General features: G+C 74.8%; 10 protein-coding genes. 2 read left to right on the top strand and 8 right to left on the bottom strand.

Translation table 11 applies throughout. The features are described from left to right. The 3 genes from fxsT to C2142_RS32620 form a co-directional block, all read right to left on the bottom strand. On the bottom strand, nucleotides 1-2665 hold a 2665-nt coding region (fxsT, locus tag C2142_RS32630), incomplete at its 3' end, for an FxSxx-COOH system tetratricopeptide repeat protein (protein ID WP_241002910.1). A 44-nt stretch (nucleotides 2666-2709) separates the two neighbouring features. Beyond that, nucleotides 2710-3195, bottom strand: coding sequence for a hypothetical protein (locus C2142_RS32625; RefSeq protein WP_148646411.1), 486 nt, complete (start codon nucleotides 3193-3195; stop codon nucleotides 2710-2712). A 111-nt stretch (nucleotides 3196-3306) separates the two neighbouring features. Further along, nucleotides 3307-6195, bottom strand: a complete 2889-nt coding sequence (locus C2142_RS32620; protein WP_148646410.1) for an FAD-binding and (Fe-S)-binding domain-containing protein — start codon at nucleotides 6193-6195, stop codon at nucleotides 3307-3309. A 123-nt stretch (nucleotides 6196-6318) separates the two neighbouring features. On the opposite strand from C2142_RS32620, the gene C2142_RS32615 reads away from it, so the two are divergent. Continuing rightward, nucleotides 6319-6963, top strand: coding sequence for a hypothetical protein (locus C2142_RS32615; RefSeq protein ID WP_148646409.1), 645 nt, complete (start codon nucleotides 6319-6321; stop codon nucleotides 6961-6963). A 53-nt stretch (nucleotides 6964-7016) separates the two neighbouring features. On the opposite strand, the gene C2142_RS32610 is transcribed toward C2142_RS32615, so the two are convergent. Both C2142_RS32610 and C2142_RS32605 read right to left on the bottom strand, forming a co-directional pair. Then, nucleotides 7017-8039: a glycosyltransferase family A protein gene (locus C2142_RS32610; protein WP_148646408.1), complete on the bottom strand. Its 1023-nt coding sequence runs from the start codon at nucleotides 8037-8039 to the stop codon at nucleotides 7017-7019. Between the two features lie 284 nt (nucleotides 8040-8323). Continuing rightward, the gene (locus tag C2142_RS32605; RefSeq protein WP_148646407.1) at nucleotides 8324-9874 is read right to left on the bottom strand and encodes an MFS transporter; all 1551 of its coding nucleotides are present in this window, start codon (nucleotides 9872-9874) and stop codon (nucleotides 8324-8326) included. Between the two features lie 107 nt (nucleotides 9875-9981). On the opposite strand from C2142_RS32605, the gene C2142_RS32600 reads away from it, so the two are divergent. Further along, nucleotides 9982-10596 (top strand): TetR family transcriptional regulator, encoded by a 615-nt coding sequence (locus tag C2142_RS32600; RefSeq protein WP_148646685.1) that lies wholly within the window; start codon nucleotides 9982-9984, stop codon nucleotides 10594-10596. 95 nt (nucleotides 10597-10691) lie between these two features. On the opposite strand, the gene C2142_RS32595 is transcribed toward C2142_RS32600, so the two are convergent. The 3 genes from C2142_RS32595 to C2142_RS32585 all read right to left on the bottom strand — a co-directional run bounded on the left by C2142_RS32595 (nucleotide 10692) and on the right by C2142_RS32585 (nucleotide 14662). Further along, a complete protein-coding gene (locus tag C2142_RS32595) occupies nucleotides 10692-11429 on the bottom strand; it encodes a transglycosylase SLT domain-containing protein (RefSeq protein WP_148646406.1) in 738 nt (245 codons plus the stop codon). A gap of 564 nt (nucleotides 11430-11993) precedes the next feature. Beyond that, nucleotides 11994-12992 carry an EI24 domain-containing protein gene (locus tag C2142_RS32590; protein WP_148646405.1) on the bottom strand — a complete coding sequence of 333 codons (999 nt, stop codon included), beginning with the start codon at nucleotides 12990-12992 and terminating at the stop codon, nucleotides 11994-11996. A gap of 194 nt (nucleotides 12993-13186) precedes the next feature. Further along, nucleotides 13187-14662 carry an amino acid permease gene (locus tag C2142_RS32585; protein ID WP_148646404.1) on the bottom strand — a complete coding sequence of 492 codons (1476 nt, stop codon included), beginning with the start codon at nucleotides 14660-14662 and terminating at the stop codon, nucleotides 13187-13189. Nucleotides 14663-14824 lie beyond the last annotated feature (162 nt).

Below are 14824 nucleotides of genomic sequence, written 5' to 3'. Positions count from 1 at the left end.
CTTCATCGAGCGCCAACGCCCCGGCGTAGTGGCCCTGCGCGCGCAGTACGTTGGCGAGTTGGAAGCGCAGCAGCAGGGTCTGCCGGTCGTCCTCGCCGAGCTTCTCGATCCAGAGCTCCTCCAGTGACCGCCCGAGGTCCAGGGCCTGCGCCAGCTCGCCGCGCTTCCACAGGTAGCGGACGCGGTCGATCAGCAGCGTGCGGGTCTCCCACTCGTCGCAGACGTGCGCCTGGGACGGGTAGAGGTGCGGCCAGATCTCCTCGAAGGCGGGCCAGTTGGCGGGGTCGTCGGTGTCGCCGACGAGGGGCCGGGCGCCGGTGAGGACGCGGTGCACCCTGTGCTTGGTGTCGAGCTGCGCGTCGATCCCGGTCACCGAGTCCTGCACCACGGCCTGGACCAGCCGGTGCAGTTGGAGTCCGCCCGCCTCGGGGTCCACCCGGGCGAGCGAGTAGCGGCCGAGTGCGCGGACGGCGGCGGCGACCGCGAAGGCGTCCTCCACCGCGGGGTCGGACTCGGCGAGGGCCTCGACCATCCGGTCGCTGTAGAGCAGCCGGGTCGAGATCGGCTCGGGTGCGAAGTAGGCGCAGAGTTGCAGGAGTCGGGCGGCGGCCGGCGACTGCTCGCGCAGCCGGCCGATCGAGACGCCCCAGGCGGCGGCCACCGACCGCGGGTAGTCGAAGGCGCCCTCGGCGGACAGCGCGTACCGGAGTTTGGCGAGGTAGGTGGTGACGGGCATCGCGGTGGCGTCCAGCCAGGCCGCGGCGACCTCGACGGCCAGCGGCAGGTCGCCGAGTGCCTCGGCCACCGCGTCGGCGTCGTCGGCCGGGAGTGCGCGGACCCGGCGGCGCAGGTGCTCGGTGCTCTCCCGGCGGGTGAAGACGTCGACCTCCAGCGCGCTGGCGGCCCTGGTCCACGCGAGGTTGCGGGAGGTGACCAGGATCCGGCCCGGCCCGTCGGGGAAGTACGGCCGCAGGTCGGCCGGTTCGTCGGCGTTGTCGAAGACCAGCAGCCAGCGCGTGGACGGGTTGCCGCGGCCCAGCGCCTCCCGGGCGGCCTCGGCGCCCTCGGCGACCGAGTCGCCGACGGGCAGGCCGAGCCGCCGGGCGAGCCCGGCCAGGGCGAGGGCCACCGACTCGGTCTGCTCGGCGTCGATCCACCAGACCAGGTCGTACTCCGCCCGGTAGCGGTGGGCGTACTCCAGGGCGAGCTGGGTCTTGCCGATCCCGCCGAGTCCGTAGAGGGTCTGCGAGGTGGGCAGGACGGCTGCCACACCGGCGCCGAGCTGCCGGTGCAGGTGCTCCAGCACCGCCTGGCGGCCGGTGAAGGACGGGTGGCGGGGCGGCACCTTGAAGTGGGCCGGGACGGAGCCGGGGTGACGCAGGCCCGTCAGGTCGGGCGCCCGGTCGGCGATGCCCAGCGCGGCGAGCAGCGCCGTCGCGGCCTGTTCGGGGCCGAGTCCGACGAGGTCGGTCACCGGGCCGTCGACGGGCACCGGCTGGATCCGGACGGCAACGGCCCGGCCGGGGTCCGCGGCGGGTCCGCCGCCGGGCGGCCCGAGGGGGTCGGGTGAGCCCGGAGCCCGGCCGCCCGGCGTCGGGTGTTCGCGCAGGAGCGCGGGGGAGAGCAGGGTGACCGTCTGCTCGGCCGCCGCCGGGACGACGTGCAGGCCGGCCCGGCGCAGGACGGCCTCGGCCCAGTGTGCCCAGAGGGAGTCCTCGGGGGCGTGGAGGAGGGCGACGGTGGCGCTCTCGGGCGGGAGCCGGCACAGGTCGCAGTCGCCGGGCCGGCCGGGGCTGACGGTTCCCCGGCGCGGGTGGAGCCCGGCCCGGGCGCCGGGGCCGGTGACGATCCGGGCGGCCGTCCGTGCCAGGGCGGCGGGGAGGCTGCCGGATCCGGCCGTGAGTCCGGCCAACTCTCCTTCGGGCAGGGCCAGGTCGTGTACGGCCAGCAGGTCCGCCAGGTGGCCGGCGGCCTCCTCGGGAGTGAAGGCCCCGACCCGGACCAGCCGGCGCCGGCTGGTGCGCAGGTCCTGGTCTGTCCGACGGGTGGTGACGACGACCCGGCCGGTGGCACTCGGGGCGGGCCAGAGGCCTGGCAGGTCGGCGGGGTCGGCCAGGCCGTCGAGCACGATCAGCCAGCGGCGGCCGGTGGTGTTCAGCCAGGACAACAGGTGCTCCGCCGTCGCCGGCCCGCCCCCGAGGCCCAGCCGGTCGGCGGCCGTCGCGTAGGCGTGCCGGATCGACGCGGCGCTGTCCGCGGCGGCCCACACCACCAGGTCCACCGTGCCTGTCCGGAGGGCGAGTTGGGCGTGGTGGGCGGCGGCCTGGGTCTTCCCGGTGTCGGCCGGGCCGCTGAGCACCACCGACCGGAGCGTGCCGGGTACGCCGTGCACACCGGCCGTGCCGGATGCACCGTGCGTGCCGGTTGCACCGTGCACACCGGCCGTACCGCTCGGGGCGGGCCTGCCGGGGAGGGCGAGCGCGCCGTCGACGGACGGCCGGTGGCGGAAGCAGTCGGCGAGCGCCGGGAGGGCGCCGACCTGGACCGGCCAGCCCACGGCGGTGGGGGCGGGGGCGGGGGCGGTCCGGTGGTCGTGGAGGTGGATGTCGCGGACGGATTCTGCCACCACACCACCCGAGTTGAGGAGGTCACGCTGGCTGTACACGCCGCCGTGCAAGGCGGCGGGGCCGGGACGAGCCCCGGGGGCGGTCAGCGCGGGGCCGCTCCCGGCGGGGTAGGGCGGTCGGGCGTGCCGATGGTGACCGGGCCGGCGAAGTCGCGGCCGATGGCGCCGCCGTGGTTGCCGATGTCCCGGCCGGCGGTCACGCCGCTGTTCTCGGCCCGGACGGAGGCCGCCGCCTCGGGGGCGGCCGCCTCGTCGAGCAGTGCGCGGAGCTGTCCGGCGGCCTGCGCCCGTTCCTCCGGCGCGAGTTCGTCCAGGAAGTCCTCCAGTCGGGTCTGCCAGGAGGCCGCTTGCCGGCCGGATACCTGGTCCAGCTCGCCGGGCGCGGCGGCCGCCAGGGCCTCCTGCGTCCGGTCGAGGCGTTCCAGGGCGGCCCGTTCGCCCTCCGGGCGGCCGCGGCCCAGCAGCCGGGCCACGCGTTCCCGCAGGGCGGTCCAGACGTCCGTCCCCGCCGCCTGGACGATCCCCGCGCCTCCTGCCGCCGCCAGCGCCGTCATTCCCTCCACCAGCATCCCCCGCAACCCCCTCAACGCCGTTCGGCTTCGCGTTCCGGATCAGGTGACGGCCATTCAACTCCACTGGTCCCCCTGGGGAAAGGGTGTCGAGGCAACGCGTCCGATCCGTCAGCGACTCCGGTGCAGTGCCTGCTGCATCAGCTCCGCCAGGTGCAGGGACTGCCGGCCCTCGGCGAGTTGGGAGATCTGGGTGCGGCAGCTGAAGCCGTCGGCCAGGATCACGGTGGACGGGTCGGCGGACCGGACCTCCGGGAGCAGGACGCGTTCGGCGATCGACTCCGACACCTCGAAGTGGCCCTGCTCGAAGCCGAAGTTGCCGGCCAGGCCGCAGCAGCCGGAGTCCAGCACCCGGTTGCGCAGGCCCATCCGGGCCTCGACCCGGCGGTCGGCGGCGGTGCCGAGTACGGCGTGCTGGTGGCAGTGGGTCTGGGTGATCGCGTCGACCGGAGCCTGGGGGAGTTCGGCCTCCGGCGCGTACTCGTCGACGAACTCGGCGAAGGTGCGGGTCCGTTCGGCGAGCGGGCGGCCGTCGGACCCGAGCAGGCGGGGCAGGTCCTCGCGCAGGGTGGCGGTGCAGCTCGGGTCCATGCCGACCACCGGCGTGTCCGCGGGCAGGCCGGTGGCGGCCAGCGTGCGCAGGCTGCGGCGCATCACCCGCCGGGCGGTACCGAGCTGGCCGGTCGAGTACCAGGTGAGGCCGCAGCAGACCGGGCCGGACGGCAGCCGGACGTCGAAGCCCAGGTGTTCCAGCACCTCGACGGCGGCGCGCAGCACGTTGGGCTGGAGGTGGTCGGAGAAGGTGTCCGGCCAGAGCAGGACGGGCCGCGCGCCCGCCGGGGCCGGGTGGGCGGCGCGGTGGCGGCGGTACCAGCGGGTGAAGGTCTCGGGCGGGAAGACCGGGACCACCCGGCGCGGGTCCACCCCGCCGAGCCGTTTCAGCAGGCCGGCCGCGGGGGAGCAGGCGACCAGGTTGGCCGCGCCGGGGGCGAGGGCGACGGCCCGCAGCCAGAGCGGCAGCCAGCCCATCGAGTAGTGGGGGACGGGCCGGGGCCGGTGCCGGTAGTGCTGGTACAGGAACTCGGCCCGGTAGGTGGCCATGTCGACGTGGACCGGGCAGTCGCTCGCGCAGCCCTTGCAGCCGAGGCACAGGTCCAGGGCCTCCCGGACCTCCGGCGAGCGCCAGCCGTCCGGGATCGCCCCGCCGCGCAGCATCTCGGCGAGCAGCCGGGCACGGCCGCGGGTGGAGTGCCGCTCCTCTCCGGTGGCCATGTAACTCGGGCACATCACCCCGGTGTTCGGGTCCACGCACTTGGCCACGCCGACGCAGCGGCGCACGGCCTTGGCGAGGCTGCCGTCGTCCCGCTCGTAGGGGAGGGCGAGCGGCAGCTCGCGTACCGGCCCGGCGTGGCGCAAATCGGAGTCGAGCGGGCGGGGGTCGACGATGGCACCCGGGTTGAGCAGGTTCTCCGGATCCCAGATCCGCTTGAACCCGCCGAACAGGTCGATGATCTCCGGCCGGTACATGCGCGGCAGGAGTTCGGCCCGCGCCTGTCCGTCACCGTGCTCGCCCGAGAGCGAACCCCCGTGGGACACCGCGAGGTCGGCCGCCTGCTCCATGAACTCCCGGAAGACCAGCACCCCTTGGGGCTCGGTGAGCGGGAAGTCGATCCGCAGGTGGACACAGCCCTCGCCGAAGTGCCCGTACGGGACGCCGTGCAGGCTGTGCCGGCGCAGCAGGGCCCGCAGGTCGCGCAGGTAGTCGCCGAGGCGTTCCGGGGGGACGGCCGAGTCCTCCCAGCCGGGCCAGGCCTCGCCGCCGCCGGGCAGCCGGGTGACGATCCCGGCGCCGGCCTCGCGCACCCCCCAGAGCTGGCGCTGCTCGTCCGCGTCGGTGACCAGGGAGACGGCGGCCGAGGACTCGCGGCGCACCGCGTCCGCGAGCCCTCGGGCGGCCTGGTAGGCCTCCAGCGCGGTGGCGCCGCCGACCTCCAGGAAGAGCCAGCAGGAGCCCGCGGGCAGCCGGTCCAGTGCGGGCGGGCGGGGCCCGGCGGCGAGCAGCGCGGCGATCAGGTCGGCGGCCATCCCCTCGACGGTCAGCGGGCGCAGCGGCAGCAGCGCGGGGACGGCGTCGGCGGCGGCGGTCTCGTCGGGGTAGCCGGCCACCACCAGGGCGCGGGCCGGCGGGTCCTCGACCAGCCGCACGGTCGCGCCGAGCAGCAGCGCGCAGGTGCCCTCGGTGCCGGTGAGCGCCCGGGCGAGGTCGAACCCGCGCTCGGGCAGCAGTGCGTCGAGAGGGTAGCCGGAGGTGCGGCGCGGCAGGTCCGGCATGCCCTGGCGGATCAGCGCGAGGTGTCGTTCGGTGAACTCGTGGAGCTCGCGGTGGAGTTGGCCGGCCCGGCCGGGCCGGCCGAGCAGCTCCGCGCGCCCTTCGGGCCCGAGCGGGCCGCCGACGGTCAGCTCGGTGCCGTCGGCGAGCAGCAGGTCCAGTGATTCGACGTTGTCGGCGGTCCGCCCCCAGGCCACCGAGTGGGCGCCGCACGAGTCGTTGCCGATCATGCCGCCGAGCGTGCACCGGCTGTGGGTGGACGGGTCCGGCCCGAATCGCAGCCCGTACGGGCGGGCGGCCCGCTGGAGGTCGTCCAGCACGGCGCCGGGTTCGACCCGGGCGGTGCGCCGCTCCTGGTCCACCCCGAGTACCGCGCCCAGGTGGCGCCGGAAGTCCAGGACGACGGCGCCCGGGCCGATCGCCTGCCCGCCGATGCTGGTCCCCGCCCCGCGCGGCACCACCGGGACGCGGTACTGGCGGCAGAGCGCGAGCGCGGTGCGCACGTCGTCCAGGTCGGCCGGCTTGACCACGCCGAGCGGCAGATGCCGGTAGTTGGAGGCGTCGTGGCTGTAGACGGTGCGCTCGGCGGCGCCGAAGCGGACCTCGCCGCGCAGCGTGGCGGCCAGCTCCCGGGCGAGGTCGGCGCCTGGGGTGGCGGACGGTCGGCTCACGGTGGTCCTCCCGGGGTTGGGCGGGCTGGCGTACCGCCGCCGATCATCCCAGCCGGGCCGCGGCCCGGGGTGCGGAAACCCCGGGGTTCCGCCGACGGGGTGTCATCTGACACCTCGACTGTCATGATCGATGAGAACCGGGCCGACGGGCCCGACGCCTACCTGGCCGGCCTGCCGATCGGCGAGCCCCTGCCCTTTCCCGTCGACGGCGCCCCGTCCTGGGACATCTTCCCGTACGAGGGCGAGCTCAGGGTCAAGGCGCTGGTCGCGCCCGAGCTGCCCGAGCCGCCACGCCAGGGCGAGGAGGGGCCGGAGAGCTGCAAGCAGTGCGCCCGCCCGGACGAGGACTTCCTCTGGACGGACGAGCACTGGCGGCTGAGCACCACCGACGAGCCCTCCGGCCTGCCGCCGTCGTCCTGCTCCAGCCGCGCGACCACCACGACCTGCTCGACCTGCCGCCCGGGCGTTCCGCCGAGCTGGGCCCGATGCGGATGGGGGCACCTCCCAGCCGAAGGCTGGGGGAGGGTGGAGGCGGCCCTGCTCTCGCTCGGCGGCATCGGCCGCGTGCACGTGAACCGCTGGGGCGACGGCGCCGCGCACCTGCACCTCTGGCTGATCGCCCGGCCCGCGGGCATGATGCAGCTGCGCGGCTCCACCCTGCCGCTCTGGATGGACGTCCTGCCGCCGCTGTCCGCAGAGGCGGGGGCCGCGACCGTCGGCCGGATCGCCGCCGCGATGGCCGCCGGCGGCGGCACGGCCCACGCGTAGGGCCCGTCGTCGGACCGCCGCCGGGCGGGAGTCCGAGGACGGGCCCGACGGCCTCAGACCGAGGCCCGCCGTCGCGACGCACCGGTGAGGGTGCCCTTGGCGATGTGGGAGAGCTTGGCCATCTCGAACGCCGGGTAGGCGCCGCCGGCCAACAGGGAGAACTTCACGCCCTCGCGGCCGGCGGGCCGCCGGTGCACGGCCGGCAGGAACCGGCGGTGGTGGTCGGCGGCGCGGTGGAAGAACTGCGGGCGCTCGGCGCGCGACACGCACCCGGCGAGGTCGAAGACGAAGAGGTAGTGCCGGATCATCCGGATGAAGAGCGCGTCCCGGACGGCGTCCGGGACGGTCACCTCCTCCAGCAGCGCGAAGGTCCGCTCGTACTGCTCGAAGATGTCGAACTGGCTGCTGCCCGGCGAGCCGGTGGGGTGGACGGTCTCCCGCCGGCGCAGCTGGACGCAGGCGCGCGGCAGGACGGCGACCCGTCCGGCGGTCAGCATCGCCGCGTGGACCGGCGGGATCTCCTCGTACCGGCCGTCGGGGAAGGACAGCGCACGGCGCTGCCAGTGCTCCCGGCGGAGCAGCCGGTCCCAGGCCAGCGCCGGTGCGCCGACCAGCTCGGGGTGGTCCAGCGGCCCGAACACCTCCGGCCCGGCCTCGGCCAGCAGCGTCTCCGCGCCGCCCGGCCAGTCACGCCCGCCGTGCCGCCGGGTGTGCCCGAAGAGCAGGACGTCCACCGGCCCGGTCTGTGCCAGCCGGTCGGCCAGGGCCCGGAGGGCGTCCCGGGGCAGCAGGTGGTCGGCGTCCAGGAAGAGCAGGTACTCGCCCCGGGCCCGGGCGGCTCCCGCGTTGCGGCTGACACCCACACCGACGGCGGCGTCCAGGTGGAGCGCCGACACCTGCGGGTGCCGGGCCGCGTAGGCGTCGGCGAGCCCGGCCGGGGAGTCGGGGGAGCGGTCCGCGACCACGATGACCTCGAAGTCGTGGAAGGACTGGGCGAGCAGCGAGTCCAGGCACTCCGGCAGCTGTTTCTGCTGGTCGTAGGCGGGGATTACGACGCTGATCAGAGGTGAGGGCATGAGGCCGGAGCGTAGGAGCGGATGCGGGAGGTGGCAAAGGCCTGACACCCCGTAAGTCTGATCAATACCCGTCAAATCGTACGAGCGTGCGCGATATCTTCACTCGTCATGCCGGTCGCGTCCACGACAGGGCCGGATACGGCCCGACCCGGGCCGCCCGGATCCGGCTCGTCCGGGCACGGCCGGACCAGCCAGGATCTCACCCGATCGAGCCCGAACGGACCCGAGCGGCAACGGCGGACCGGCCGCGGTGGGCCACCGCGGCCGGTCCCCGGGACGGCGTGTCAGTGCTGGGTGGCCGCCGGCCCGTCCGCCCGCCGGTCCGGCCGTCGCAGCAGAAGCGCCACCGCGACGCCGGCCAGCGCCGCCACACCCGCCCCGGTGAGCAGGGTGAGGTGCATGCCGTCGACGAACGCCGTCCGGGCGTGCTCGCCGACCGGTCCGCCGATGCGGGCGGCGGCGGCCAGCGAGGAGCGGGCCGCGTCGGCCGGCTGCGGCGGCAGGCCGGTGACGTCGAGGTTGCTCCGGTAGCCGGCGCTGAGGATGCTGCCGAGGACGGCGATGCCGAGGGCGCCGCCCAGTTCGCGGGAGAGGTCGTTCACCGCCGAGCCGACGTTCTGGAGCGAGCGGGGCAGCGCGTCCGTGATGGCCGTGGTCGCGGGCGTCATCGCCAGCCCCGAACCGGCGCCGAGCAGCAGCAGGGCGGCCGCGAGCAGCCAGTACGGGCTGTCGGCGCCGAGCCCTCCGATCGCCGCCATCGCGGCGGCGATCAGCACCAGCCCGGTCACCCAGGGGCCGCGGTCGCCGAAGCGGGCGGTCAGCCGAGGGGAGAGGCGGGAGAGCGGCACCATCGTCACGGCCATCGGCAGCACGCTGACCGCCGCCACCAGGGCGGTGTCGCCGCGCACCAGCTGGAGGTACTGCATGATCACGAAGATGTAGCCGAAGAAGGCGAAGAACTGGCACGTGATCGACAACGAGCCGGCCGCGAACCGGCGGTTGCGGAAGAGCCGCGGGTCCAGCAGCGGGTGGCGGCGCCGCAGCTCCCAGGCGACGAACCCGGCCAGCACGGCCAGCCCGGCGGCGATGCCGCCCAGGGTCACCGGCTCGCCCCAGCCGCGGGTCGGCGCCTCGATGACGGAGTAGACCAGCGTGCCCAGGCCGGCCATGACCAACAGGGCGCCGACGACGTCCAGCCGCGGGGCGTCCGGGTCGGCCGACTCGGGCACGAAGAGCAGCGTCCCGGCGAGCGCCACCAGCGCGAGCAGCACGTTCAGCAGGAACACCGAGCGCCAGGACCAGAGCTCCAGCAGCGTCCCCGAGGCGAGCAGGCCGACCACCGCACTGGCGCCGGCCACGGCGGCCCAGACGCTGACGGCCCGGGCCCGCTGGGCACGCGGGAAGGTGCCGGTGATGGTGGAGAGGGTGGCCGGCATGACCAGGGCCGCGCCCACGCCCAGCAGGCCGCGCAGCGCGATGAGCATGGTCGGGTCGGTGGTCAGCGCGGCCAGTCCGGACCCGCTGCCGAACAGTGCGAGGCCGACGAGCAGTGCGCGCCGGCGGCCGAACCGGTCGCCGAGCGCCCCCGCGGGCAGCAGGAGCGCGGCGAACACCAGGCTGTAGGCGTCGATGATCCACGAGAGCTGGGTCTGGCTGCCGCGCGTCGCCCGGGCGATGTCGGGCAGCGCCACGTTGAGCGAGGCCATCGCGGCGACCACGGTGGCCAGCGCGAGGCAGGTGACGAGCAGGACCAGGTTGTGGCGGACGGCCGGCCCGCCGGAGGCGGCGTCCGGTCGGGCGGCCCCGAGGCCTGTCCCGGGCTCGGTGACGGTCATGACGGTCCTTCTCTCCCTGGCGAACGGGCGCCGGCCCCCCGGAGGTTCGGGGCGGGCCGGCTCGGTGCGGCCAGAGTGGGCGCGCCGCGGCTAGGATTTCAACCGTGATGAATAAATCGCCGCGCCGGGGCCGGCGGACGGGCAGCCCCGACACCCGCGCCCAGATCCTCGACGTCGCGCGCCGGCGGTTCCTCGCCGAGGGGTACGAGGCCGTTACGCTGCGTTCGGTGGCCGCCGAGGCGGGCGTCGACCTCGCCCTGGTCAGCTACTTCTTCGGTTCCAAGAAGGGCCTGTTCGGTGCCGCGCTCGCGCTGGCGACCAACCCCGCCGAGAGTCTCGCCCTCGTCCTCGAAGGCGAGGTGGAGACCTTGCCGGAGCGGGTGCTGACCCAGCTGCTGCACGTGTGGGACGACCCGGAGAACGCCGCCCCGCTACGCGCCATGCTGGGCGGCGCCGCCCAGGACCCGGCCGCCGGGGTGCTGGTCAGCGAGGTGGTCCAACGCGAGATGATCGACCGGATCGCCGCCCGGATCGGCGGCGCGGACGCCCGCCGACGCGCCTGCGAGTTCGCCTCCCACCTGGGCGGCCTGATCATGGCCCGGTACGTGCTGCACCTCGAACCGGTTGCTTCGCTCCCGGCTGATGAAATCGCCCGCAGCTACCTCCCGGCCATGCGCCACGCCCTGCGCGTGCGGCCCGCAGCGTCCCGCGCGGGACGGTAGGAGGCACAGCGGGCTCGCGGGGAGAAAGCCGAAGGCCCCGCGCGGAGCTCTGCGCGGGGCCCGGGGTGCCGGGGTGCCGGGGTGCCGGGGCCGGCCTAGTACCAGTGGTGCGCCTGCCAGAACGACCAGGCGGCGCAGGGGCTGCCGTAGCGGGAGTTCATGTAGTCCAGGCCCCACTTGATCTGGGTGGCCGGGTTGGTGCGCCAGTCGGAGCCGGCGGAGGCCATCTTGGAGCCGGGCAGGGCCTGGACCAGGCCGTAGGCGCCGGAGGAGGCGTTGACGGCGAGCGGGTTCCAGGTGCTCTCGTGGGACACGATGTTGCTGAAGCACTGCAGCTGGCCGGCCGGGACGATCTGGGCGGCGATCTCACGCGGGCTGCCGGAGTAGCTCGGCTTGGCGTTGAGCTTGGCACGCTCCTGCGAGCGGGAGGCGGCGGCGTCGGCGTCGGCCTTGGCCTTGGCGTCCGCCTGGGCCTTCGCCTCGGCGGCGGCCTGGGTCTGGGCGGCGGCCTGGGCCTGGGCCTGCGCGGCGGCGGCAGCGGCGTCGGCCTGGGCCTGCGCTGCGGCGGCAGCGGCAGCGGCAGCGGCGTCGGCCTGGGCCTGGGCCTGGGCCTGGGCCTGCGCGGCCGCGGCGTCGGCCTGCGGCACCTGGGCCTGCTCGGCAGCCGGCTGCCCGTCCACGGAGACGCCGGCGACCCCGGCCACCGGGGCGGCGGCCTCGGCGACGTTGCCGCCGCTCTGCGGGATGGCGAGGGCGGCGGTGGCCGCGCTCGCCACCACGAGGGTGGTGATACCGGTGATCAGCGAGTTTCGGCGGGCATGGCTGAGCTGCATGGAGCGGTCGATCCTTTTCCGTCGGGGGCCGTGTCGGGAGTGCGGGGGCATCCGGCACGCGGGGCGGGGCTCGGGTGAGCAGGGCCCGCAATGCCGTCCGGGACGGCCATGGCACCCCGGCGGTGAGGGCGGGGCGGGCGGGTTGCGCGGCGGCCGGGGCCGGTCCGCGCTGCCTGGCGACGGGCCATTCTTGGCAGAGCGCGGCGGGGGCGGCAAAGCTGCCTGCTACTACGTGCGGTAGTGGCCAGGGCGGCGGAAACGGCGAGGCGCCCGGCCGGAGCCGGGCGCCTCTGGGTGATTTGTCCGTTTTGTTCAAATGGAGGGTGGCTTGCCTGCGTCGTCGACGAACGATTGGTGCCAACCGGCCCGCCGCCTGCGTTCTTCCGGGTCCGGGCCGGCTCCACAGCCGGTCCGGACCGGTCCCGACGGTGCACTCCGGGCCGCCCCGGCCGCCCCCGTGGCCGGCCTGCCACTATCGGCGGCAGTAGACGCGAAAGGCCGTGTGGGAGGCCTCACACCCCGGCCTGCCGGGGGTGGGCGCAGGGTGACCGGCCGGTCACCGGGTCAGTGGCCCCGGTACGGGTTGTGCTCGGGGGTCACCGGAGCGTTCGCATACGGGTGGTGCCCGGCGGCCGGAGCGTTCGTGTACGGGTTCGGCCCGGGCGCCGCCGGAGCGTTCGTGTACGGGTTCTGTCCGGCGGCCGGGGCGTTCGCGTACGGGTTGCCGGGCACCGGCTGCTGCTCCCCGTACACCGGGTAGGAGGGGGCGCCCGGGGCGTCGTCGTCGGCGGGGGCGTCCTCGTCCTCCTCCTCGCCCGCGGCCTCCTCGACCGGCACCAGGTCCCGGGCCAGCAGTGTGGCGCCGGCCACCGCACCCGGCATGGCGAGAACGGTGACGAAGGGGATCAGGAACGCCAGGATCAGGGGGACGCCGAAGCCGAGCGTCAGTCCGAGGCGGGCGCGCAGCAGCCGGATCCGCTCACGCTGCGGCACCCCGCGCCGCTGGAGGGCGACCGCGGTCAGCTCGACCGCCATGAAGAAGCCGGTGACGAGGAAGCCGGCGACCGGTACCAGGGTCTGCCCGACCACGGGGATGAACCCGCAGGCGAACAGCAGGATGCCGAACCCGGCCACCCGCACCAGGACGTGGAGGCTGTCCCGCGCGGAGACCACCAGCTCGCGCCAGAGCGGCACGTCCGGCGGGGTGGGCGCCCCGCCCTCGGTCTCGTCCACCTTCGCGCAGAGCGACTCGTAGAAGGGCTGGCCGACCAGCAGCGTGACGGCGGTGAAGGTGATCAGCGAGATCAGCAGCCCGCCGCCGAAGACGATCAGGGCGAGTGCGCCGCGCAGCAGGCCCTGCCAGGGCGAGCCCCAGTCGTCCGCGAACGGGGTGGCCCAGGTGGCGAGGTCGTCCGACCATCCGCCGAGGAACCCCAGTGCCACCGCGTACCCGATCAGGGTGAGCAGCGCGGGGATCATCCCGAACGCCCACCAGCGGCCGTGCCGCCCCACCCACTTCTGGCCCTTGGCCAGGTACCCCATCCCCGCCACAAGATCTCGCATAGGGGGAAGGGTAGGGGCTGGCCGTCGGCGGGTCATATCCGTCCCGTCGAGGTCCGGTGCCAACGGCCCCGCCGGCGCCCTGCGGCGCTGCGGCACCAGGGCCCGCCGGCGCGGTGCCGGGGGAAAACGGCACCGGGCCCGGGAGCCTCCGCAACGGCTTCCGGGCCCGGCGTTCGCGGGCGGCGCGGTCCGGCTCAGGCGGCCGGCGCCACCGCCGCAGCCCGTCGCCGGCGGCCCACCACGGCCGACGCCGTCAGCACGATGGCTGCGGCGACCAGCGACAGGTACATCTGCTTGCGCCCGTCGGCGTCGGTGAACATGTACGCCACCACGAACCCGATCATGCCGATGGCGGCCCAGGTGAGGTAGGGGTACAGCCACATCCGGACGGTCAGGCGCTCCGGCATCTCGTTCTCGATGATCTTGCGCATCTTCAGCTGGGAGAAGCAGATCACCAGCCAGACGAAGAGCGCGACCGCACCGGAGGAGTTGAGCAGGAAGGAGAAGACGGTGTTGGGGGAGGTGTAGTTGAAGAAGACGGCGACGAAGCCGAAGACCACCGAGGACAGGATCGCGACCATCGGCACACCGCGCCGGTTCACGGTCGCGAAGGCCTTGGGGGCGTCGCCCCGCCGGCCGAGCGAGAACGCCATCCGCGAGGCGGTGTACATGCCCGAGTTGAGGCAGGAGAGCACGGCCGTCAGCACGATCACGTCCATCACCTGGCCGGCGCCCGGGATGCCGACGTGCTCCAGTACGGCGACGTACGGGCTGCCCTTGACCGCGTCGGAGTCCCACGGCAGCAGGGTGACCACGAGCAGGATGGAGCCCAGGTAGAAGACGCCGATCCGCCAGATCACGCTGTTGGTGGCCTTGCTGACCGCCTTCTCCGGGTCCTCGGACTCGCCGGCGGCCAGGGTGACGATCTCGCTGCCCATGAAGGCGAAGACGACGGTGAGCATGCCGGTGAAGACCGCCCCCACGCCGTGCGGCAGGAAGCCGCCGTGGCCGACCAGGTTCGTCGTGCCGACCGCGTGGGTGCCGGGCAGCAGCCCGAACGCGGCCAGGACGCCGATCACCAGGAAGGCGGCGATCGCCACCACCTTGATCCCGGCGAACCAGAACTCGAACTCGCCGTAGGAGGCGACCGAGAACAGGTTGGTGGCGGTGAGCACCGCCATCACGATCAGCGCCCAACCCCACTGCGGCACCCCGGGCACCCAGTTGTTGAGGATCTTCGCACCGGCGGTGGCCTCGACGGCCAGCACCACGACCCAGAAGAACCAGTACAGCCAGCCGATGGTGAACCCGGCCCAGCGGCCGAGCGCCCGGTCCGCGTACGCGGAGAACGAGCCGCTCTGCGGGTCGGCCGCCGCCATCTCGCCGAGCATCCGCATCACCAGCACGACCAGCACACCGGCCAGCGTGTAGGAGAGCAGGATGCCGGGGCCGGTGGACGCGATGCCCGCGCCGGAGCCGACGAAGAGGCCGGCGCCGATCACGCCGCCGATCGCGATCATCGACAGGTGGCGGTTCTTGAGCCCGGCCTTCAGGTGCCCGTCGGCGCCGTGGCCGGGTGCGCCGTGACCGCCCCGGCCGGCCTGGCCGTGCTGCGGGGGGACGGCGTCGGCCGGCGGCGATCCGGCCGTAGTGGTGGTTTCCGCACTCATGGAGGGTGAGCCCTGTGCCTTTCCAGCGCGGCTGACCCTCGGCTCGTGCACCGGAGGGTGGGGGACGTACCCGCGCAATGCGGTGCAACCTAACTTCTACCTACGAGTATCGGAACAAGGGTCGCGCAATTGTTCGCTCAGCGGACGCAAAGTACCAGGTCA

Origin of the sequence: Streptomyces sp. CB01881, from assembly GCF_002953255.1 — a bacterium.
In the GTDB taxonomy this organism is placed as follows: domain Bacteria; phylum Actinomycetota; class Actinomycetes; order Streptomycetales; family Streptomycetaceae; genus Kitasatospora.
This window is presented reverse-complemented; position numbering and strand designations above follow the sequence as displayed.

Excerpts from the sequence above, each read along its gene's own strand:
- C2142_RS32625 (WP_148646411.1), bottom strand. The coding sequence starts at position 3,195 with ATGCTGGTGGAGGGAATGACGGCGCTGGCGGCGGCAGGAGGCGCGGGG.
- C2142_RS32615 (WP_148646409.1), top strand. The coding sequence starts at position 6,319 with ATGATCGATGAGAACCGGGCCGACGGGCCCGACGCCTACCTGGCCGGC.
- C2142_RS32610 (WP_148646408.1), bottom strand. The coding sequence starts at position 8,039 with ATGCCCTCACCTCTGATCAGCGTCGTAATCCCCGCCTACGACCAGCAG.
- C2142_RS32605 (WP_148646407.1), bottom strand. The coding sequence starts at position 9,874 with ATGACCGTCACCGAGCCCGGGACAGGCCTCGGGGCCGCCCGACCGGAC.
- C2142_RS32600 (WP_148646685.1), top strand. The coding sequence starts at position 9,982 with ATGAATAAATCGCCGCGCCGGGGCCGGCGGACGGGCAGCCCCGACACC.
- C2142_RS32595 (WP_148646406.1), bottom strand. The coding sequence starts at position 11,429 with ATGCAGCTCAGCCATGCCCGCCGAAACTCGCTGATCACCGGTATCACC.
- C2142_RS32590 (WP_148646405.1), bottom strand. The coding sequence starts at position 12,992 with ATGCGAGATCTTGTGGCGGGGATGGGGTACCTGGCCAAGGGCCAGAAG.
- C2142_RS32585 (WP_148646404.1), bottom strand. The coding sequence starts at position 14,662 with ATGAGTGCGGAAACCACCACTACGGCCGGATCGCCGCCGGCCGACGCC.